Below are 20,487 nucleotides of genomic sequence, written 5' to 3' on the forward strand. Positions count from 1 at the left end.
CTTTCGCGCCGGCCCTGCAGCCACTGCACGCCCCGCGCGTCTCTTGTTGAATGGCACAGCTGATGCCGCAGAAAAAGGTCGTTCATGTCCCGTTTCCCCTCCAGCGCCACCGCGCGCGCCGCCCCCTTACGTCAACTGTTGCTGTGGTTTGCCACCTGCTTGCTGCTGGCGATGGCCGTCTTTGGCGCCAGTCATGCCCGTGCCGACGATGAATTCCTCGATCCCGAGCTGGCCTTCAAGTTTTCCGCCCGCATGCAGGATCCGTCCACCATCGCCGTCACCTATGTGATCGCCGATGGCTACTATATGTACCACGAGCGCTTCAAGTTCGAGGCCGTGGGCGCCAAACTGGGCACGCCCGTGTATCCGGCTGGTAAGGTCAAGTTTGACGATACCTTCCAGAAGAACGTGGAAACGTTCCGCAAGACCCTCACCATCACGATTCCCGTGGAAGCGGCCGTCGCCTTCACCTTGAAGGCGACGGGCCAGGGCTGCTCCGACAAGGGCCTGTGCTATGCGCCGCAGGACGCCACGGCCCAGCTGGTGGGCGGTGGTGGCGGCCAGAGCATGGCGCCGGGCGGCTTGCCGTCGAAATTCGCCTTGCCGGCAGCTCCCGCAGTCGACACGGCGGCCGTCAATGGTCCGCAGGCGCAAGCGTCGCCTGGCGTGTCCGTCATGAGCATTCCCCAGGCCGATATCACCAGCACGCCCGAGCCGGTCGCGGCGGCCCCCGTGGCGGCAAGCGCCGCGCCTGCGCAAAGCGAGATGGGCAAGATCGAAGCGGCACTGAAGGGCGGCAAGCTGCTCGTCATCGTGCCCCTGTTCATGCTGCTGGGCCTGGGCCTCGCCTTTACCCCATGCGTGCTGCCGATGGTGCCGATTTTGTCGTCGATCATCATCGGCGATGGCGCCAAGGTCAGCCGCTCGCGCGGCTTGCTGCTGTCGCTGACGTACGCGCTGGGCATGGCCATCGTCTACACGGCGCTGGGCGTAGCGGCCGGCCTGGCGGGCGAAGGCCTGGCCGCGCAACTGCAAAACCCGTGGGTGCTCGGTTTCTTTGCCCTGCTGATGGCGGGCCTGGCCCTGTCGATGTTCGGTTTTTATGAGCTGCAAGTGCCGGCTTTCCTGCAAGGCAAGCTGACGTCCGTGTCGAACCAGCAATCGTCGGGCCGCCTGGCGGGCGTGTTCGTCATGGGCGCCATTTCCGCCCTGATCGTGGGGCCATGCGTGGCCGCGCCGCTGGCCGGCGCCTTGCTGTACATCAGCCAGACGCGCGACGTCGTCATCGGCGGCAGCGCCCTGTTCGCCATGGCCGTGGGCATGAGCGTGCCGCTGCTGCTGGTGGGCGTGTCGGCCGGCACCTTGTTGCCGCGCGCCGGCGCGTGGATGGATGCCGTCAAGCGCTTCTTTGGCGTGCTGCAACTGGGCGTGGCCTGGTGGCTGGTCTCGCCCGTGCTGCCGGGCGCCGTGCAGATGCTGGGCTGGACGGTCTTGTTCGTCGGCTACGGCATGTATCTGCTGGTGGGCAAGAGCGGCGCGAAGAACGCCTGGGTCGCCAAGGCCTTCGGCCTCGTGTTAGCCGTGCTGGGCGCGATGCAGCTGGTCGGCGTGGCCAGCGGTGGCCGCGACCCGCTGGCGCCGCTGGCGCACCTCGGTGGTGGCCAGGTGCATGCGCAACCATTTACGCGTGTAAAGACCGTGGCGCAGCTCGATGCGGCGCTGGCCCAGCTGGGTGGCAAGCCGGCCTTGCTGGACTTTTATGCGGACTGGTGCGTATCGTGCATCGAGATGGAAAAACTGACCTTCGTCGATCCCGCCGTGCGCGAGAAGATGGGGCAAGCCGTGCTGCTGCAAGTGGACGTGACGGCCAATGATGCGGACGACAAGGCCATGCTGAAACGTTTCCAGCTGTTCGGCCCGCCGGGCATCATCATGTTCAACCCGCAGGGACAGGAAATCGCCCAGTCGCGCGTGATCGGCTTCCAGAATGCGGCCACTTTCCTGACCTCCTTGCGCAAGCTGGCGGGGTAGGTCGGGTTAGCCCGCCAGGGCGTAACCCGACACCACCGCACACTTCAACAAGGTTGTCGGATTACGCGGCGTTCCGCCGCTAATCCGACCTGCGCTCAGCCTGCTTTATGGTGCGCACCATGACCACGATGGTGGCCGCGCATTCCACCATCTTTGCCGCCAGGCACACTGTCGTCAAACACTTTCTTTTGCTCCGGCGTCAGCACGGCATAAAAGGTTTTCAGCGAGGCCAATCGGCTTTCCTGGTCGGCGATGCGTTCCTTCGACATGGCGATCCATTGTTCCATGCGTTCCGGCGCCGACAGCTTGGCCATCGCTTCGCGCTTGGCTTTCCAGTCGCCCATCGGCTTTTTCGGTGCGTTGGCGGCCGTGAAAGTGGCCCAGGCCGGTTCCTGGGCGGCCGTCAGCTTCAGCTTGTCGTGCAGGCGGGCCTGGTACTTGGCCATGCGTTCGGCGGGATTGCCTCCGCGGTGCTGGCCGCGCTGGCCTTCATGTTGCATCTTGGTGCTGGCGGCAGGCGCGCTGGCGGCCGCTTCCTGGGCGTGGACGGTCAGCGATGCCGCACCCATGCCGAGTACGCTCATGGCGATGATCAAATTCTTGCGTAAAGTCTTCATTGAGGCGTTCATCTGGATTCCTTTGTAAAGTGAGGGATGTACATGTTGCTGCACATGAATCCATGTTGGACTTTCCATGTTTCCCCGAAGTGTCCGCTGCCAGACAGTTTGTATCTATATGTTTCTTCGGGTCTTCTATATACAAGACGATACAAATGCGTTGTGCAAGGCCGGGGGAAGTGGGGATAATTCGTACCATGGAACCCACTTCTACAATTCTCATCGTCGACGATGACCGCGATATCCGCAGCCTGCTGGCGGACTACCTGGAAACGAACGCCTACCGCACCCTGGGCGCGGCAGATGGCACGGCCATGTGGAAAATCCTCGATGAAACGCGGCCCGATCTGATCGTGCTCGACTTGAACCTGCCCGGCGACGATGGCCTGACCTTGTGCCGCAAGCTGCGCGCGCAGTCAACCGTACCGGTGATCATGCTGACGGCGCGCAATGAGCCGCTGGACCGCATCCTGGGCCTGGAAATGGGCGCCGACGATTACTTGCCGAAACCGTTCGAGCCCCGCGAACTGCTGGCGCGCATACGCAGCGTGCTGCGCCGCAGCCATGCCATGCCGTCGAACGTGCCGTCGGACAAGGCGCAGCAAATCCGCTTTTCCGGCTGGACCCTGGACTTGACGGCGCGCCACCTGCTCAATCCCAGCGGCCTCGTGATCATGCTGTCGGGCGCGGAATTCCGCTTGCTGCGCGTCTTCCTCGAGCACCCGAACCGCGTGCTCAACCGCGACCAGTTGCTGAACCTGACGCAGGGCCGCGACGCGGACCCGTTCGACCGCTCGATCGATATCCAGATCAGCCGCCTGCGGCAAAAGCTCGGTGAAGATGCCCGCTTGCCGCAAATCATCAAGACCGTGCGCAACGGCGGCTACGTGCTGGCCGGCCAGGTCAATGTGGAGCCGCACGCGTGAAGGCCTTCCTGGGCTCGATGACGGGCAGAGTCTTCGTGTTTTTGCTGATCGGCATCGTCGCTTCGGCCGCGCTGACGCAGTGGCTGGCCGTGGGCGAACGCCAGCGCGCCATCGAGCAATACCGCGATTACCACGCCGTCGAGCGGGCCGAGCAGCTGGTGATGGCGGCCGACGTGGTACCGCTGGCCTCGCGCGCCGCCTACCTGAAGGTGGCCAACAAGGGCAGCGTGCGCCTGGAATTGCGCCCCGACGTCGAGCATGTACCCGGCAAGCCGACGGAATTTTCCACCGCCCTGCAAGCCAAGCTGGGTGAAGGCTTCAAGGTCAGCGCGCTGGCCGAACGTCCGGCCGCCTGTATCGAGCCGCGCAAATCACCGGGCATGTTTTCCGCCAAGCCATGGGGCGGCACCTGCGAAAATCTCGATGTGCGCATGCAGGATGGCCACGTGCTGCGCCTGATGGTCTTGCCACCGCGCCAGCAGCCGCCGTTCAATGAACATAACGACTGGATGACCTTGCTGCCTTTCCTGATCAGCATCGCCATCCTCGCCTACCTGGTCACGCGCATGACCATGCGCCCGCTCAAGCAGCTGGCGCAGGCGGCGAAAGACCTGGGCAACGACATCAACCATCCGCCGCTGACCCTGTCGGGCGCCAGCGAGATCCGCCAGGCCAGCGCCGCTTTCAATGCCATGCAGGCGCGCATCCGCCAGCATATTTCCCAGCGTACACAGATGCTGGCCGCCATCACGCACGACTTGCAAACACCGCTCACGCGCTTGCGCTTGCGCCTGGAAAAAGTGGCCGATACGGAATTGTATGACCGCCTCGTGGGCGACCTGTCGGCCATGCAAAGCATGGTCAAGGAAGGGCTGGAGCTGGCCCGCTCGATGGACAGCACGGAAGCGATGCAGGCGCTCGATCTTGATTCCCTGTTGGATAGCGTCTGCTCCGACGCGGCCGATGCCGGCCAGAAAGTCACCCTCAGTGGACAGGCGGGCATGGCCTTGATGGCGCGCCCGATCGCCATGCGGCGCTGCCTGGTGAACCTGATCGACAATGCTGTCAAATATGGCCAGTACGCGCAGGTTACCGTTGAGCGCATCCCCGGTGCCGCGCGCATCCGCATCCGCGATGGCGGGCCGGGCATTGCGCCAGATCAGCTGGCCAAGGTGTTTGAACCGTTTTACCGTATCGAGACGTCGCGTTCGCGCGAGTCGGGCGGCACGGGCCTGGGCCTGACCATCGCGCGCAATATCGCCGAGCAGCACGGCGCCACGGTTTTGCTGTCCAATCACGTCGACGGTGGACTGGAAGTCACCCTCATCGTGCCAGAGTATTACGCAGGAAAGTGAGCATTTCCGTGCGACAATATTGTGCTTTATGCCTCCCTGGCAACTACATTCAACCTGCAGCCCTGCGCTGCGACAGCATGACAGAACAATGAAAAAGACTAGTCTGGCAATCCTCGTGGGTGCGGCCCTGTGTATCGGTGGCGGCATCTGGTATTTCACTCATCCGTCCGGCGCGGCGACCGGTGGGCAGGATGGCAAAGGGGGCAAGGGCGGACAGGCGCCGACGACGGTGAGCGTGGTCGCGCCCGTGCGCCAGGATGTGCCGATGGTGCTGCAAGCCAATGGCAGCGTGACGCCGATCAGCAGCGTCGACTTGCACCCGCAGACGACCAGCACGATTAGCAAGGTGCATATCCGCGAAGGCCAGTTCGTCAAGCAGGGCGAGCTGATGTTTACGCTGGATGCGCGCAGCGAGCATGCGAATGTCGACAAGGCACAGGCGCAAGTCTTGCGCGACCGCGCCTCGGTGCAGGACTTCGAGCGCCAGCTCAAGCGCAACCAGGATTTGCTGAGCAAGAATTTCATCGCCCAGGGCGCCGTCGATACCCTGCAAAGCCAGCTCGACGCGGCACGCGCCTTGCTGGCCGCCGATCAGGCCGCCTTGCGCGCGGCCCAGGTCGATTCCAGCTACACCGTCCTGCGCGCGCCGCAGGCGGGCAGGGTGGGCGCCATCAATGTCTACGCGGGCAGCCTGGTGCAGCCGACCACGTCGCTGACCAGCATCACCCAGCTCGACCCGATCGATGTGGCTTTCACCTTGCCGGAAAGCAGCTTGTCCGGCTTGCTGGCGGCGCAAAAGGCGGGCGAGGTGCCTGTCACGGCGCTGTTGTCGGATGCGGGGGGCAAGCAGCTCGATGGCAAGCTGAACTTTATCGACAATGCCGTCGATCCCGCCACGGGCGTGATCAAGATCAAGGCCCGTTTCAATAATGGCGGCACCGATTTGTGGCCAGGCCAGTACGTGAATACGCAGCTGACCGTGCGCACCCTCAAGGATGCGCTGGTGATCCCGCAAAACGCCATCATCACGAGTACTTCCGGCACGTTTGTGTACTCGATGGAAGCGGACAGCACGGCCAAGATGCGCAAGATTGCCCGCGTGTATGCATTTGGACCGAATGCCGTCGTCACCGGCCTGGCCGGCGATGAAAAAGTCATCGTCGATGGCAAGCAGAACTTGCGTCCGGGTAGCAAGGTGCACCTGGCGGAAAAACACAAGGCTGCCGATGGCGCCGCCGCACCGCAGGGCAAGCCAGCATGAACCTGTCCGAACTGAGCATCCGCCGCCCCGTCATGGTGGTGCTGCTGTCCCTCTCCATCATCCTGGCCGGCGTGCTGGCCTACCTGCAAATTCCCGTGGCAGCCTTGCCTAGCTACAACACGCCCGTCATCAACGTGAGCGCGGACCTGGCCGGTGCCAGCCCGGAAACCATGGCGTCCTCGGTCGCCTTGCCGCTGGAAAAACAGTTTTCCACCATTTCCGGCCTCAGCCTGATTACGTCCACGAGTACCCTGGGCAATACCTCGCTGACCCTGGAGTTTGACGCCAGCATCAATGTCAACGAGGCGGCCGTCGATGTGCAGGCGGCCCTGCTGCGCGCGCAGCGCCAGTTGCCGACGGAAATGACGGACTTGCCGTCCTACCGCAAGGTCAATCCGGCCGATGCGCCCGTGCTGTTCATCCAGATGACGTCGCCCTCGCTGAACTTGTCGGACCTTAACGATTATGCGGAAAACCTGATCGCGCCGAGCCTGTCGACCCTGCCCGGCGTCGCCCAGGTCATCGTCAATGGCCAGAAGCGCTTTGCCGTGCGTGTGCGCGCCCGTGCCGACCTGATGAATGCGCGCAATCTGACGATGGACGAGCTGGCCATTGCCTTGCGCACCTCGAACACGAATTCCCCGCTGGGCATCCTTGACGGCCCCAGCCAGACCCTGACCATCCAGGGCAATCCGCAAATGATGAAAGCGGCCGATTTTGCCGAACTGATCGTCGCCAGCCGCAATGGCCAGCCCGTGCGCCTGAAAGACGTGGCCGAGGTGGAAGACAGCTTTCAATCGATCAAGGCCGTCGGCAGTTTCAATGGCGAGCGCTCGATCAGCCTGATGGTGCAGCGCCAGCCGGACGCCAACACCGTGCAAGTGGTCGATGGCGTGCGCCGATTGCTGCCAGGCTTCAAGGAGCAATTGCCCCAGTCGATACAGATCAGCCTGGTCAATGACCGTTCGCTATCGATCCGCGAAGCCATCCACGACGTGAATCTGACCCTGGCCCTGACGGTGGTGCTGGTCGTGCTGGTGATCTTTTTGTTCCTGCACCGCGCGGCCGCCACTTTCATTCCGGCCGTCACCATGCCGATCTCGCTGCTCGGCGCACTGGCCCTGCTGTACTGGCTCGGCTACAGCCTCGACAACGTTTCCCTGCTGGGCATTACCCTGGCCGTCGGCCTCGTCGTCGACGATGCCATCGTGGTGCTGGAAAACATCGTGCGCCATATCGAAATGGGCAAGAAACCGATACGCGCGGCCCTCGAAGGGGCGAAAGAGATGGGCTTTACCATCATTTCTATTTCCGTTTCGCTGGTGGCCGTGTTCATCCCCATCTTCTTCATGCCGGGCGTGATCGGTTTGCTGTTCCATGAGTTCGCCGTTGTCGTCTCGCTGGCCGTGCTGGTGTCCGCCATTGTGTCGCTGACCCTGGTGCCGATGCTGGCCAGCCGCTTCCTGCCGGCCGACTCGCGCGAGCACAATGACAGCGACCCGAGCCATGGCGAGAAAACCTTTATCGGCCGTCATTTCGAAGCGGGTTTCACGGCATTGCGCAACGGCTATGTGCATCTGCTCGACAAGGCCCTGGCGCACCGCAACGTGGTGCTGTTCGTTGCCGTGTGCACCTTTGCGCTGACGGTGCTGCTGTACGCGACTATTCCGAAAGGATTCTTCCCCGAGGAAGACCTGGGCCAGATCCAGGTGAATACGGAAGCGTCGGAAGACATCTCATCTGCGGCGCTGCAGGATTTGCAAGCGCGCGTGGCGGCCGTGCTCAAGGCGGACCCGAGCGTGCAGGACGTGACGTCGTTCGTCGGCGGCGGCAACACGGGCCGCATGTTCATGGTCTTGAAACCGCGCAGCGAGCGGCCGAAAATGCCCGTGGTGCTGGAAAACCTGCGCCGCGCGGCGGGCACCGTGCCGGGCATGGCCGTGTATTTCCGTCCCGTGCAAAACTTGCAGCTGGGCGGGCGCCAGAGCAAGAGCCGCTACCAGTACACCTTGCAAAGCGTCAGTCCCGACGCCCTGAATGACTGGGCGGAAAAGTTTATTGCCGGCATGCGCACGGATCCCGCCTTCCGCGACGTCACCAGCGATTCGCAGATCAAGGGCTTGCAGGCCTCGCTGAGGATCGACCGCGACAAGGCCAATCTGCTGGGCGTGCAAATGTCCGATATCCGCACGGCCCTGTACAGCGCCTTTGGCGAGCGGCAAGTGTCAACCATTTATTCGTCGGCAGCCAGCTATTACGTGATCCTGGAAGCGGCCACGGCAGACCGCCAGTATGACGATGCGCTCACGCGCGTGTCCGTGCGCAGCAAGACGGGCGAACTGGTGAAACTGTCGAGTATTGCCTACGTGGAACGCACGATCGGTCCCACGTCCGTCAACCACCAGGGGCAGTTGCAGGCCGTCACCATCGCCTTCAACCTGGCGCCGGACGTGCCGCTCGGCATCGCCACGGGCAAGATCGACGCGATGGCCAAGGAAATGAGCTTGCCAGCCTCCATCATCACGCGCTATGGCGGCGACGCGGCCGTGTTCCAGAGCTCGCAGGCTAGTCAGATCATCCTCATCATTGCCGCGCTGGTCGTGATCTATGTGCTGCTCGGCGTGCTGTATGAAAGCTATATCCACCCGCTGACCATCCTGGCCGGCTTGCCATCGGCGGCCGTGGGCGCGCTGCTGACCCTGCGCCTGTTCGGCATGGACCTGACCATGATCGCCATCATCGGTATCCTGATGCTGATCGGTATCGTCAAGAAAAACGCCATCATGATGATCGACTTCGCCCTGCATGCGCAGCGCAATGAAGGCATGAGCCCACCTGAGGCCATCCGCCAGGCGTGCATTCTGCGTTTCCGTCCCATCATGATGACGACGGCGGCAGCCCTGATGGGCGCCTTGCCGATCGCCCTGGGCCTGGGCGCCGGCGCCGAGCTGCGCCAGCCGCTGGGCTTGGCCGTAGTCGGCGGATTGCTGTTCTCGCAAGTGATTACCCTGTTCATCACTCCCGTCATCTATTTGTTCCTGGACAAGTACAGCGGCACGGGGCCGATGACGGACGAGCAACTGGTGGCGCTCGACAACAAGGCTTGAGTACGTGAGCACTTGCGTGACCCGTGACCGGCGTCCCCTTCCTGCGTGAATGGGGCGCCGGTTTTGTATGGGCAGTGATACATACGGTAACAACCGTCAAGGGAGGGCTCGGGTACTCTGGTCAGCGCTGCAAGGAATGTCGCTATCCTGTACGCTTCGGGTTGGAAAGGCCGAGGAAGTGTTCCCAAAAGCAAGGGACTCTGGCACTATGGCTTCCCTGTAATGTTATTTCTTCGCTACACAGAAAGCACGATTCATTTTGCATGACACGACCCATTTGTTGGCTGCCGATTCCGATGTTTGCCCCACCTGCGGGCAAGTGATCCAGCCACCACCGGCCTACGGGTCCAAGACCAGCACGACGCGCAAGGTAGCGCTTGGCGTGTCCGTCTTGCTGCACGTGCTGCTGGCGGCGTATGTCCTGTTGCGCAGCGACAAGATTGAAAAGATTCCGCCGCCGAAGAAGGAAAGCGCGATGGTCTACATCGCGCCGCTGAAAGACAAGCCGCAACCGAAGCCCACACCGAAACCGAAGGACACGAAAGTGGCCAAGGTGAAACCGCCGCCAGCGCCGAGCAAGCGCGTGGTGACAAAAGACGTGCCGCGCGACAAGCCGAAACTGGAAACCTACACGCCGCCGCTGGTATCGAAAGTGCCGTTGCCGCCACCACCGGCTGAAGACATGAGCTCGATGATCGAGCAGCGCCGCAAGCAGCGCGAGGCGCAAAATCCCACGCCGCCGGCCGAGGAAAGCGAAAACGATCGCGCCATGCGCGTGGCCAAGGCGAATATCGCCGGCGCCCAGGGACGCAATTCCGGCAGCGACCGCGAGGATTCGGGCGGCGTGTTTTCCATCGTCAACCAGACCTCGTTCAGCGCGGAAGTCAAGTTCAAGGGCTGGAATGGCAATTTCAAGCGCAATTGGCTGAAGCAGGAAAAAGTCGAACTGGGCAATGAACCCGATATCGAATCAGCCATCATCAAGAAGATGATCCAGCTGATCCGTGCTGAAAAACCCGGTGACTTCGTCTGGGAATCGCGGCGCCTGGGACGTAACGTCAACCTCAGCGCCCGCGTGGAAGACACGGCCGAGCTGACGGCGTTCCTGCGCCAGGAATTCTTTTCCGAGAAGCGCTCTGGGCCGGGACGGCGCTAGACGGTCGGAAACGCGGCAATAAAAAAAGGCTGCGCCGTGTGAACGGGCAGCCTTTTTTACGTAGCGTTGATCTCGATCAAGCCGGTTTGTCGGTTCCCGCTTCCGGCTCGACGTCGTCTTCCATCTCGATCAGTTCGACCATCTGGGCCGCGCCATCTTCGCTGATGCCGGCCAGTTCCATGATCTTGTCGTTGGCTTCGTCGATGCCGACTCTTTTCAGGGCCGAGAACAATTGCACGGTGAACGGGAAGCCAACGCCGTCTTCATCCACGTAGCTGTCGAGCTTGGCTTTCGCCTGGCGCAAGGCATTCACCGATTCGTTGCGGTTCAGCTTATCGACTTTCGTCAGGATGCAGTGGATCGGCTTGCCCGTCGGGGCGAACCATTCCAGCATCTGGATGTCCAGGTCGGTGAACGGGCGGCGCGAATCCATGATCAGGATCAAACCGGCCAATTGTTCGCGGCGCTGTACGTAGTCGCCCAGCAGGCGCTGCCAGTGCAATTTGGCCGAGCCCGATACTTCCGCGTAGCCGTAGCCCGGCAAGTCGACCAGCAGGCATTCGATCTCTTCGACGATGGTGGCATCCTTGCGGTGCTGCGCCACGTGGGCGCCGCCGATGGAGAAGTAGTTGATGTGCTGGGTACGGCCAGGTGTCTTGGAGGCGAACGCCAAGCCTTTCTGATTACACAAGATGTTGATGGCGGTCGATTTACCGGCATTGGAGCGGCCGGCAAAGGCGATTTCCGGCACCGTGGTATCGGGCAGGTCACGCAATTGGTTGACGGTCGTAAAGAAGCGGGCTTGCCAGAGTTTTGACATGGGAGTAGTAAAGCAACAAAAGGGAGCGATAAGGGAGCGATAACGCCAAGAAGCTATTGTACAATAAGGGGTTGTTTATTGTTGCCGGCGTAGCAGCGATGCGGCTTGCGGCCCTGAAAATAAAGCAAAAATCCACAGGGCGCGGCAATGTCCACCACTAATTTCTCACTGTCTCAGGGTGCCTGAATGAATCGTGCGTTTTCACCGTTGTTCAAATCCATGCTGCTCGCTTTGCTGGCTGTATCGGCAACTGCCTCCGCGGTCGAAGCACCGAAACCGGCCATCAAGGCTGACGCTGCCAAGGGCGCTACCCTGTACGCCGATGGCGATGCGGCGCGCGGCTTGCCTGCCTGCGTCTCCTGCCATGGCGCGGCCGGCAATTCGACCATCGCGGTCAATCCGAAGCTGGCCGGCCAGCACGAAAGCTATATCTACAAGCAATTGGTCGATTTCACGACGCCGCAGCGCAACCAGCCCGTCATGACGACGTACGCGAAGATGCTCAGCGACGCCGACAAGAAGAATATCGCCGCCTACCTGGGCGCGCAGCTGTCCAAGCCGGGCGCCGCGAAAAACAAGGATACGATCGACCTGGGCAAGAAAATTTACCGTGGCGGCATTGCCTCAAAGCAAGTTGCCGCCTGCGCCAGCTGTCATGGCGCGACGGGCAATGGCATTCCCGTCCAGTATCCGCGCATCGCCGGCCAGCACCAGGATTACACGGTGGCCCAGCTGACGCTGTTCCGCAGCACCAAGGCCGATGCCCGCAAGAACAGCGCGGAAATGCACACCATCGCCGCCCGCATGTCGGATGACGAGATCGCCGCCGTGGCCGACTATATCGCCGGCCTGAAGTAAGTTTTCATAGTGGCAAGAGATTGCCAGGCGCACCAGCGCGCGTGAACAAGGGCGGCCGTCTCAACGGGCTGCCCTTTTTCATGGCAGGGACCAAACAGGAGTATGCTGCCGCCTTGCGCGGAGAAACACTCTGCTCCATGCCTACATTTTCTTGAAGATTGCATATCCCGTATGAGTATCCACGTATGAGCACAGGCACGACCGGAATCGAGTTAAAGACCCAACGCCGCAGCCTGGCTGAGTTCGTCGAGCTGGTCTCGTCGATGCGCTTTGCCATCAGCCTGCTGACCCTGATCGCCGTCGCATCGATCATCGGCACCGTGCTCAAGCAAAACGAGCCCATGCCCAATTATGTGAACCAGTTCGGTCCGTTCTGGTTCGCCGTTTTCGACAAACTGAGCCTGTATTCCGTGTATTCGGCCTGGTGGTTCCTCGTGATCATGGGTTTCCTCGTCGCCTCGACCTCGCTGTGCATCGTGCGCAATGCGCCGAAGATGCTCAAGGATATGCGCAGCTGGCGCGAAACCGTGCGCGAGCAATCGTTGCGCAATTTCCACCACAAGCTGGAATGGCAGGCGCCGCTGCCACGCGCCGTGCTGGCCCAGCAGATGGTGATGCGCCTGAAAGACGCCGGCTATGCGGCCAAGGTGGTCGAGAAGGACAACGCCACGCTGGTGGCCGCCAAGCGGGGCGCGGCCAATAAATGGGGCTATATCTTTGCCCACGGCGCCATCGTCATCATCTGCGTGGGCGGCTTGCTCGATTCGGAAATGCCGATCCGCGTACAGCAATGGTTCTTTGGCAAGACGCCATTTGCCGGCAGCGGCGTGATCGCCGACATTCCCGCACGGCACCGTCTGAGCCTGTCGAACCCCACTTTCCGCGGCAATACCATGATCCCGGAAGGCTCGTCGAGCAACACGGCCATCATTCCCCAGGCCGATGGCGTGCTGATCCAGGATTTGCCCATCACCATCCTGCTGAAAAAATTCCACATCGATTTCTACAGCACGGGCATGCCCAAGCTGTTCGCCAGCGATGTCGTGGTGACCGATCATGAAACAGGGAAAAGCTTCCCAGCGACCATCAAAGTCAACCAGCCGCTCCTGTACAAGGGCCTGGCCCTGTACCAGTCGAGCTTTGAAGATGGCGGCAGCAAGCTCAAGTTGACGGGTTTTCCCATGACGGGCAAGACGACGAAACGCTTCGATATCGGCGGCGAAGTGGGCGGCAGCACGCCGCTCGAGCGCAGCGATGGCAATTCCTACACGGTGGAATGGTCGGGTTTCCGCCCGTTTAACGTGGAAAACCTCAGCGCGGGCCAGGATGTGCGCGCCGTCAGCAAGGCGGAAAGTTTCAACGAGAAGTTCTCCGTCGGCCTGGACAAGCGCCTTGGTTCGGCCGCGAAGAACGCGAACAACAAGGATCTCAAGAACGTCGGTCCCTCGGTGCAATACAAATTGCGCGACAAGACGGGCCAGGCGCGCGAGTACCAGAACTATATGCAGCCCGTCACCGTCGATGGCACGACGGTGTTCCTGGCCGGCATGCGCGTCAACCCCAGCGACCCGTTCAGCTATCTGCGCATTCCCGCCGATGACAATTACAGCGTGAATGAATGGATGCGTTTGCGTGCCGCGCTGCAAGATCCGGCGCTGCGCCAGCAGGCGGCCACGCGCTATGCGGCGCGCGCCATGCCGCAGGCGGGCGCGGAAGCGTTGCGCGGCCAGTTGCAGGAATCGGCCGCGAAAAGCCTGGGCATCTTTGCCGGCAATGGACAAGAGGGCGGTTTCCTCGCCATCTCACGTTTCCTGGAGAAAATTCCTGCCGCCGAGCAAGAAAAAGCGGCCGATATCTTCATGAAAATCTTGAATGGCAGCCTGTGGGACTTGTGGCAGGCGGCGCGCGCGCAGGATGGCTTGAAAGCCATCGAGGCCGATGACAAGCACGGCCGCTTCCTGCAACTGGCCACGAATGCGCTGTCCGACAGCTTCTTCTATGGCGCGCCCGTGTATCTGCAGCTCGACGACTTTACGGAAATCAAGGCGTCCGTGCTGCAGGTGACGCGTTCGCCGGGCAAGAGCGTGGTCTACCTCGGTTGTCTGTTCCTCGTGATCGGCGTATTTTCCATGTTCTATATCCGCGAACGCCGCCTGTGGGTGTGGATCAAGGATGGCGAAGGCGGCAGCGAAGCCTTGATGGCCATGAGCACGCAACGCAAGACCCTGGATTTTGAAAAAGAATTTGAGAACTTGAAGGCAAAGCTGCCGCAATCGGCGTAAGCTGCGCTGAGTTGGATTAGCTGAGTTTCGGAACGCTGCAGCGCCGCCGGGAATGGAGAAAATGATGGAATTGGCAAACAAGCAAATATATACGCAGGAACCAGGATTTTTCAAGCGCCTGAGCCTGATCGATTGGCTGTACGGCGCCGGCTTGCTGGCCGCCTCCCTGTTCGGCCTGATGCGCTTTGGCGAATTCATGGATATCTATGAAAAAGCCATCCTGCTGGCCGCAGCGCCCACGTTCGCGTGGCTGGGCTGGTACTGGAAGCCCGTGCGCTGGCTGATCCCCGTGGCGGCCGTGCTGTCGCTGTTCGCCATCGAGCTGTACGCGGGTCACCTGGAGATGGCGAACCAGAAATTCTTCCTGAAATATATCTTGTCGAGCCAGTCCGCCATCTTGTGGATGGGTACGCTTTTCGTGCTGTCGACCCTGTTCTACTGGATCGGCCTGGTGGCGCGCTCGGAATTCGGCTCGTCCGTCGGCTCCCTGCTGTGCTGGGCCGGCGTCGTGCTGGGCCTGACGGGCATGCTGGTGCGCTGGTACGAGTCTTACCTGATCGGCGCCGACGTGGGCCATATTCCCGTGTCGAACCTGTATGAGGTGTTCATCCTGTTTTCCCTGATCACGGCCATGTTCTACCTGTACTACGAGCAGCACTACGCGACGCGCCAGCTGGGCGCCTTCGTCATGCTGGTCATTTCGGCGGCCGTCGTGTTCCTGATGTGGTACACGGTCACGCGCGACGCGGCCGAAATCCAGCCGCTGGTGCCGGCCCTGCAAAGCTGGTGGATGAAAATCCACGTGCCGGCCAACTTCATCGGCTACGGCACCTTCGCCCTGTCGGCCATGGTGGCTGCGGCCTACCTGCTCAAGTCGAGCGGCTACCTGGTCGACCGTTTGCCGTCGCTGGAAGTGCTCGACGACGTCATGTACAAGGCTATTTCCGTCGGCTTCGCTTTCTTTACGGTAGCGACCATCCTGGGCGCCCTGTGGGCGGCCGAAGCATGGGGCGGCTACTGGTCGTGGGATCCGAAAGAAACGTGGGCGCTGATCGTCTGGCTCAACTATGCAGCCTGGCTGCACATGCGCCTGATGACGGGCTTGCGCGGCCGCGTCGCCTCGTGGTGGGCGCTGGTGGGTTTGTTGGTGACGACCTTCGCGTTTTTGGGCGTGAACATGTTCCTTTCCGGCCTGCATTCTTACGGCAAACTTTAATGACAGAAGCGTCATGAACGGCCCGGAAAAACTGGTGTAAGGTATATCCAATCACCTTTTTCCGGAGCCGCCATGTTGATCAAGCGCAGTCCCAACGGCATTGAGTTGCCGTATTCTTCCGAAATCACGCCGCGCGCCGTGTTTGAATCGCGCCGCAGCTTCATCAAGCAAGTGGCGCTGGGCTCCGTGTCCAGTGCGGCCTTGCTGGAAATGGCCAGCCGCGAAGCCTTCGCACAAGGCACGAATCCCAAGCTGGCTGCCAAGCTCAATCCCGCCTATTCGGCGCTGGACAAGCAGACGGCGTATAAAGACGCCACCAGCTACAACAATTTCTACGAATTCGGCACAGACAAGAGCGATCCGGCGCAAAACGCGGGCACCCTGCGCACGCGGCCGTGGACGGTCAGCATCGAAGGCGAAGTCAAGAAGCCAATGACCCTGGACCTCGACGCGCTGCTGAAGCTGGCGCCGCTGGAAGAGCGCGTCTACCGGCTGCGCTGCGTGGAAGGCTGGTCGATGGTCATCCCTTGGGTCGGTTATTCCTTCTCGGAAATCATCAAGAAGGTCGAGCCGACGGGCAATGCCAAGTACGTGGAATTCATCACCCTGGCCGACAAGAAGCAGATGCCGGGCGTGGGCAGCCGCGTGTTGCAGTGGCCGTATACGGAAGGCTTGCGCATCGATGAGGCGAACCATCCGCTGGCGCTGCTGACTTTGGGCATGTATGGCGAAACCTTGCCGAACCAGAACGGCGCGCCCGTGCGCATGGTCTTGCCGTGGAAATATGGTTTCAAGTCAGCCAAATCCATCGTCAAGATCCGTTTCGTCAAGGAACAGCCACGCACGTCCTGGAACCTGTCGGCGCCGTCCGAATACGGTTTTTACTCGAACGTGAACCCCAACGTCGATCATCCGCGCTGGTCGCAAGCTTCCGAGCGGCGTATCGGCGAAGACGGTTTTCTCGCGCGCAAACGCAAGACCCTGATGTTCAACGGTTACAACGATGTCGCTTCCCTGTACGCGGGCATGGACCTGAAGAAGTTCTTTTAAGGAACGACCATGGCCCTCAATCCCACAGCCAGGCAGTTGTCGCTGCTGAAAAGCCTGATCTTTTTGCTGGCGCTGCTGCCGTTTGCACGCATGGTCTGGCTGACGTACACGGGGCAGCTGGTGGAGCCGCTGGAATTCATCACGCGCGGCACGGGCGACTGGACCCTGTATTTCCTGTGCATCAGTCTGGCGGTGACGCCCTTGCGCCGCTTCACGCAGTGGAATTGGCTGATCAAGCTGCGGCGCATGCTGGGCCTGTTCGCGTTTTTCTACGCGGTGCTGCACTTCACCACCTTTTTATGGTTCGATCACTTTTTCGATGTGCAGGAAATGTGGAAGGACGTGCTCAAGCGCCCGTTCATCACGGTAGGCTTTATCGCTTTCGTGCTGCTCATTCCGCTGGCCGTGACGAGCACGAATGGCATGGTCAAGCGACTGGGTGGCAAGCGCTGGCAGTGGTTGCACCGGCTGATCTACATCATCGCGCCGCTGGGCATCTTGCACTTCTGGTGGATGAAGGCGGGCAAGAATAATTTCGCGCAACCGATCCTGTTCGGCAGCATCGTCGCGCTACTGCTGTTAATCCGCGTTTATTTCGCCTGGAGCAAGCGAGAGAAAAGCGCCAGGGCGGCCAAGGCTGCCACCCCGGCACGCTCGACCTAGGTTGCCGGCACGATCACCGGTGGCGGCGGCACGGGCGCCGGTTCGACGGGGCCTTTGGCTGGCGCGCCTTTGGCCGCAGGTGGCTTGGGCAGGTACAGGGGGCCGGTCTGGCCGCAGCCGGCCAGGACGCTAGAAACCACAATGGCGGTGCCGATATAAAACGCTGAGGATGACTTCACGATTAGAATCACGGTTTGATTAAGATCTTTGGAGTGTAGCATGAGCGAATCGGAATTCCTGGCCCTGGCCGAAGCCACCCTGACCCAGATCGAGGCGGCGCTGGACCGGCTGAACGATGAAGACGTGCTCGACGTCGAATGCAGCCGCAGCGGCAATGTGCTGGAAATCGAGTTCATCGACAACGGCACGAAAATCATCGTCAACAGCCAGGCCCCCATGCGTGAAATGTGGGTAGCCGCCCGTTCCGGCGGTTTCCACTACAAGCGCGTGGGCGACGAGTGGATCAACACGCGCGACGGCTCGGAACTGTTCGCGGCCCTGTCGGCCATGGCCAGCGAGCAGGCGGGCGCGCCGGTGGTCCTGAAGTAATTCTGACTGCCGTGGCAATAAAAAAAGGGCAGCCTTTGCAGGCTGCCCTTTTTGCATGATTACCGTTTAAAACAACTCGTTCTTCACGGCCTCTTTCGCTTTCTCTTCCTCCGGCGTGCCGCGCGCCGCGCCTTCCAGGCTGCCGACGCCCGTGCCCGGTGGATTTTCCGCATAGTAATACTCGTCGCCCACGTGGATCAGACCTTCCGGCACGGCGCGTTCCTCGACGGGAATGCTTTTCAGAGCTTTCGCCATGTAGCTGATCCAGATCGGCAAGGCCAGGCCGCCGCCCGTTTCCCGGTTGCCCAGGTTGCGCGGCTGGTCGTAGCCGATCCAGGCGATACCGACCAGCTTGGCCTGGTAGCCGGCAAACCACGCATCGATGGAATCGTTGGTCGTGCCCGTCTTGCCGGCCAGGTCGGGACGCTTTAGGGCCATGGCTTTATTGGCCGTGCCGAAGCGCACGACGTCGTTGAGCATGCTGTTCATCATGAAGGCATTGCGCTCGTCGATGACCCGGTTGGCTTCCTCGCCCGCCAGGTCCGGCTTGGCTTGCGACAAGACATTGCCATCGCTATCGGTGACCTTGGCGATCAGGTAGGGGTTGATCTTGTAGCCGCCATTGGCGAACACGGCGTAGGCACCCGCCATCTGCAGCGGTGTCACGTTGCCGGCGCCCAGGGCCAGGGTCAGGTATGGCGGGTTCTTGTCCGCGTCGAAGCCGAAGCGCGTCGCGTATTCCTGGCCATACTTGGCGCCGATCTTGTGCAGGATGCGGATGGAAATCATGTTTTTCGATTTCATCAAACCCTTGCGCATGGTCATCGGGCCATCGTATTTGCTGTCGTAGTTCTTCGGTTCCCACGCCTGGCCGCCCGTCTGGCCCGCGTCGAACGAGATCGGCGCATCGTTGATGATGGTGGCCGGCGACAGGCCACGCTCCAGCGAAGCGGAATAGATGAAGGGCTTGAAGGCCGAACCGGGCTGGCGCCACGCCTGCGTGACGTGGTTGAACTTGTTGCGGTTGTAATCGAAGCCGCCCACCATGGCGCGGATGGCACCGTCGGTGGTGCTGGCCGAGACGAACGCCGATTGCACTTCCGGCATCTGCGTCAAGACCCAGGCATTGCCTTCTTGCATGACGCGGATCACGGCGCCGCGCTTGATGCGGCGGTTGGGCGCCGCTTTTTCCGACAGCCAGGCCGCGCCGAAGGTCAGGCCGGGGCCGGTAATGGTGATTTCCTCGCCGGCCGAGGTCACTGCCTGGATGGATTTTGGCGAGGCCTGCAGCACCATGGCGGCGATGATGTCGTCGCTGTCCGGGTGGTCGGCCAGTTCCGTCTCGATCGCGTCATCGGCTTCGGCCTTGGTTTTCGGAATTTCGATATACGCTTCCGGACCGCGGTAGCCGTGGCGTTTTTCGTAATCCATCACGCCCTTGCGCAAGGCGATGTAGGCGGCGTCCTGGTCGGCCTTGGTGATGGTGGTGTAGACGTTCAGGCCGCGCGTATAGGTGTCTTCCTTGAATTGTTCGTAGACGAGCTGGCGCGCCATTTCCGACACGTATTCCGCGTGCACGCCAAAGGCGCTGCTGTCGGTTTTCACTTTCAGCTCTTCATTCTTGGCTTCCGTGTATTGCTCTGGCGTGATGTAGCCCAGCTGCGCCATGCGCTGCAGAATGTATTGCTGGCGCATGCGCGCGCGTTTCGGATTGACGACGGGATTGTAGGCCGACGGCGCCTTCGGCAAGCCGGCCAGCATGGCCGCTTCGGCCACGGTCAGGTCCTGGATATTCTTGCCGAAATAGATTTGCGCGGCCGAGGCGAAACCGTAGGCGCGCTGTCCCAGATAAATCTGGTTCATATACACTTCGAGGATCTGGTCCTTGCTGAGGTTTTTCTCGATCTTCCAGGCCAGCAAGACTTCATACGCCTTGCGTTTCAAGGTCTGTTCGCTGGACAGGAAGAAATTGCGCGCCACCTGCTGCGTGATGGTCGAGGCGCCTTGCTTGGCGCCGCCCGTCAGGTTGTGCAGGGCCGCACGCGTGATGCCCAGGTAATCGACGCCGCCATGCTCATAGAAGCGGTCATCTTCGATGGCCAGCACGGCTTTCTTCATGACATCGGGAATATCCTTGATGTGCACCATGTTGCGGCGCTCTTCGCCGAACTCGCCGATCAGCACGCTGTCGGAAGTGAAAATGCGTAGCGGCATTTTCGGCTTGTAATCGGTCAGGGTATCGAGCGCCGGCAGGTTCGGATACGCCATGGCCAGGCCGAATACCACCAGCAGCACGCCGACGATGCCCAGGCCCAGCAGCGATGCCAGTGCCATCAGCAGGAAACGTTTGGGTTTGCTGCCCTTGGTGGGCGGCTTCGAGCCAGCGGGGCCAGCGGATTTTGAAGATGTCATGCGTGTCATGTCTTTCGGTTAATTTATGCCGGCCAATTATAAGCGAGCTTGCCGGGGTGGCAGCGCGCTGTGGCGCTTGCCGGGGGCGACAGTCGAAACTTGCCGATACTCTATATAAGCGTGTATTGGCCCGCTGGCAACCAGGATTTGGTAACAATTATCCTGCGCCAGATCACGGCCCCGC

At 61.2% G+C, this 20,487-nt stretch carries 16 protein-coding genes; 12 read left to right on the plus strand and 4 right to left on the minus strand.

Annotation, left to right across the window (positions count from 1 at the left end):
- Window positions 1-84: 84 nt before the first annotated feature.
- On the plus strand, window positions 85-2,031 hold the full coding sequence (gene dsbD, locus AC4BCN_RS03605; RefSeq protein WP_490492579.1) for a protein-disulfide reductase DsbD: 1,947 nt from the start codon (window positions 85-87) through the stop codon (window positions 2,029-2,031).
- Between the two features lie 95 nt (window positions 2,032-2,126).
- Here the strand turns inward: dsbD and AC4BCN_RS03610 are convergent, their stop codons facing one another.
- On the minus strand, window positions 2,127-2,660 hold the full coding sequence (locus AC4BCN_RS03610; protein ID WP_161781502.1) for a Spy/CpxP family protein refolding chaperone: 534 nt from the start codon (window positions 2,658-2,660) through the stop codon (window positions 2,127-2,129).
- A 185-nt stretch (window positions 2,661-2,845) separates the two neighbouring features.
- Between AC4BCN_RS03610 and AC4BCN_RS03615 the strand changes: the two genes are divergently transcribed.
- The 5 genes from AC4BCN_RS03615 to AC4BCN_RS03635 all read left to right on the plus strand — a co-directional run bounded on the left by AC4BCN_RS03615 (window position 2,846) and on the right by AC4BCN_RS03635 (window position 10,453).
- Window positions 2,846-3,574 (plus strand): response regulator, encoded by a 729-nt coding sequence (locus AC4BCN_RS03615; RefSeq protein ID WP_034753223.1) that lies wholly within the window; start codon window positions 2,846-2,848, stop codon window positions 3,572-3,574.
- Window positions 3,571-4,929 (plus strand): ATP-binding protein, encoded by a 1,359-nt coding sequence (locus AC4BCN_RS03620; protein ID WP_490492580.1) that lies wholly within the window; start codon window positions 3,571-3,573, stop codon window positions 4,927-4,929. Before AC4BCN_RS03615 ends, AC4BCN_RS03620 begins: the two co-directional genes overlap by 4 nt.
- 88 nt (window positions 4,930-5,017) lie before the next feature.
- The gene (locus AC4BCN_RS03625; RefSeq protein WP_139092241.1) at window positions 5,018-6,190 is read left to right on the plus strand and encodes an efflux RND transporter periplasmic adaptor subunit; all 1,173 of its coding nucleotides are present in this window, start codon (window positions 5,018-5,020) and stop codon (window positions 6,188-6,190) included.
- Window positions 6,187-9,297, plus strand: coding sequence for an efflux RND transporter permease subunit (locus AC4BCN_RS03630; protein WP_128141079.1), 3,111 nt, complete (start codon window positions 6,187-6,189; stop codon window positions 9,295-9,297). Before AC4BCN_RS03625 ends, AC4BCN_RS03630 begins: the two co-directional genes overlap by 4 nt.
- A 259-nt stretch (window positions 9,298-9,556) precedes the next feature.
- A complete protein-coding gene (locus tag AC4BCN_RS03635; protein ID WP_490492581.1) occupies window positions 9,557-10,453 on the plus strand; it encodes a hypothetical protein in 897 nt (298 codons plus the stop codon).
- Between the two features lie 76 nt (window positions 10,454-10,529).
- On the opposite strand, the gene yihA is transcribed toward AC4BCN_RS03635, so the two are convergent.
- A complete protein-coding gene (gene yihA, locus AC4BCN_RS03640; protein ID WP_034753234.1) occupies window positions 10,530-11,273 on the minus strand; it encodes a ribosome biogenesis GTP-binding protein YihA/YsxC in 744 nt (247 codons plus the stop codon).
- A gap of 186 nt (window positions 11,274-11,459) precedes the next feature.
- Between yihA and AC4BCN_RS03645 the strand changes: the two genes are divergently transcribed.
- The 5 genes from AC4BCN_RS03645 (at window position 11,460) to msrQ (ending at window position 17,342) form a co-directional block, all read left to right on the plus strand.
- Window positions 11,460-12,131: a c-type cytochrome gene (locus AC4BCN_RS03645; RefSeq protein WP_128141082.1), complete on the plus strand. Its 672-nt coding sequence runs from the start codon at window positions 11,460-11,462 to the stop codon at window positions 12,129-12,131.
- Between the two features lie 185 nt (window positions 12,132-12,316).
- On the plus strand, window positions 12,317-14,413 hold the full coding sequence (locus AC4BCN_RS03650; RefSeq protein ID WP_490492582.1) for a cytochrome c biogenesis protein ResB: 2,097 nt from the start codon (window positions 12,317-12,319) through the stop codon (window positions 14,411-14,413).
- A gap of 64 nt (window positions 14,414-14,477) precedes the next feature.
- Window positions 14,478-15,629, plus strand: coding sequence for a c-type cytochrome biogenesis protein CcsB (gene ccsB / locus AC4BCN_RS03655; protein WP_070305283.1), 1,152 nt, complete (start codon window positions 14,478-14,480; stop codon window positions 15,627-15,629).
- A gap of 72 nt (window positions 15,630-15,701) precedes the next feature.
- Window positions 15,702-16,679: a protein-methionine-sulfoxide reductase catalytic subunit MsrP gene (gene msrP, locus AC4BCN_RS03660; protein ID WP_034753241.1), complete on the plus strand. Its 978-nt coding sequence runs from the start codon at window positions 15,702-15,704 to the stop codon at window positions 16,677-16,679.
- Window positions 16,680-16,688: 9 nt separating this feature from the next.
- Window positions 16,689-17,342, plus strand: a complete 654-nt coding sequence (gene msrQ / locus AC4BCN_RS03665; protein WP_490492583.1) for a protein-methionine-sulfoxide reductase heme-binding subunit MsrQ — start codon at window positions 16,689-16,691, stop codon at window positions 17,340-17,342.
- Here the strand turns inward: msrQ and lptM are convergent.
- A complete protein-coding gene (gene lptM / locus AC4BCN_RS03670) occupies window positions 17,339-17,521 on the minus strand; it encodes an LPS translocon maturation chaperone LptM (protein WP_034753244.1) in 183 nt (60 codons plus the stop codon). The two genes, msrQ and lptM, sit on opposite strands and share 4 nt — an antisense overlap.
- A 40-nt stretch (window positions 17,522-17,561) precedes the next feature.
- Between lptM and cyaY the strand changes: the two genes are divergently transcribed.
- The gene (gene cyaY / locus AC4BCN_RS03675; protein WP_035824041.1) at window positions 17,562-17,891 is read left to right on the plus strand and encodes an iron donor protein CyaY; all 330 of its coding nucleotides are present in this window, start codon (window positions 17,562-17,564) and stop codon (window positions 17,889-17,891) included.
- A 66-nt stretch (window positions 17,892-17,957) separates the two neighbouring features.
- On the opposite strand, the gene AC4BCN_RS03680 is transcribed toward cyaY, so the two are convergent.
- Window positions 17,958-20,303, minus strand: a complete 2,346-nt coding sequence (locus AC4BCN_RS03680; RefSeq protein ID WP_128141083.1) for a penicillin-binding protein 1A — start codon at window positions 20,301-20,303, stop codon at window positions 17,958-17,960.
- Between the last annotated feature and the right edge of the window lie 184 nt (window positions 20,304-20,487).

This window comes from Janthinobacterium sp. Bl 1 (assembly GCF_058215535.1).

Coding starts and splice junctions, on each gene's coding strand:
- dsbD (WP_490492579.1), top strand. CDS start 85: ATGTCCCGTTTCCCCTCCAGCGCCACCGCGCGCGCCGCCCCCTTACGT.
- AC4BCN_RS03610 (WP_161781502.1), bottom strand. CDS start 2,660: ATGAACGCCTCAATGAAGACTTTACGCAAGAATTTGATCATCGCCATG.
- AC4BCN_RS03615 (WP_034753223.1), top strand. CDS start 2,846: ATGGAACCCACTTCTACAATTCTCATCGTCGACGATGACCGCGATATC.
- AC4BCN_RS03625 (WP_139092241.1), top strand. CDS start 5,018: ATGAAAAAGACTAGTCTGGCAATCCTCGTGGGTGCGGCCCTGTGTATC.
- AC4BCN_RS03630 (WP_128141079.1), top strand. CDS start 6,187: ATGAACCTGTCCGAACTGAGCATCCGCCGCCCCGTCATGGTGGTGCTG.
- yihA (WP_034753234.1), bottom strand. CDS start 11,273: ATGTCAAAACTCTGGCAAGCCCGCTTCTTTACGACCGTCAACCAATTG.
- AC4BCN_RS03645 (WP_128141082.1), top strand. CDS start 11,460: ATGAATCGTGCGTTTTCACCGTTGTTCAAATCCATGCTGCTCGCTTTG.
- AC4BCN_RS03650 (WP_490492582.1), top strand. CDS start 12,317: ATGAGCACAGGCACGACCGGAATCGAGTTAAAGACCCAACGCCGCAGC.
- ccsB (WP_070305283.1), top strand. CDS start 14,478: ATGGAATTGGCAAACAAGCAAATATATACGCAGGAACCAGGATTTTTC.
- msrP (WP_034753241.1), top strand. CDS start 15,702: ATGTTGATCAAGCGCAGTCCCAACGGCATTGAGTTGCCGTATTCTTCC.
- msrQ (WP_490492583.1), top strand. CDS start 16,689: ATGGCCCTCAATCCCACAGCCAGGCAGTTGTCGCTGCTGAAAAGCCTG.
- cyaY (WP_035824041.1), top strand. CDS start 17,562: ATGAGCGAATCGGAATTCCTGGCCCTGGCCGAAGCCACCCTGACCCAG.
- AC4BCN_RS03680 (WP_128141083.1), bottom strand. CDS start 20,303: ATGACATCTTCAAAATCCGCTGGCCCCGCTGGCTCGAAGCCGCCCACC.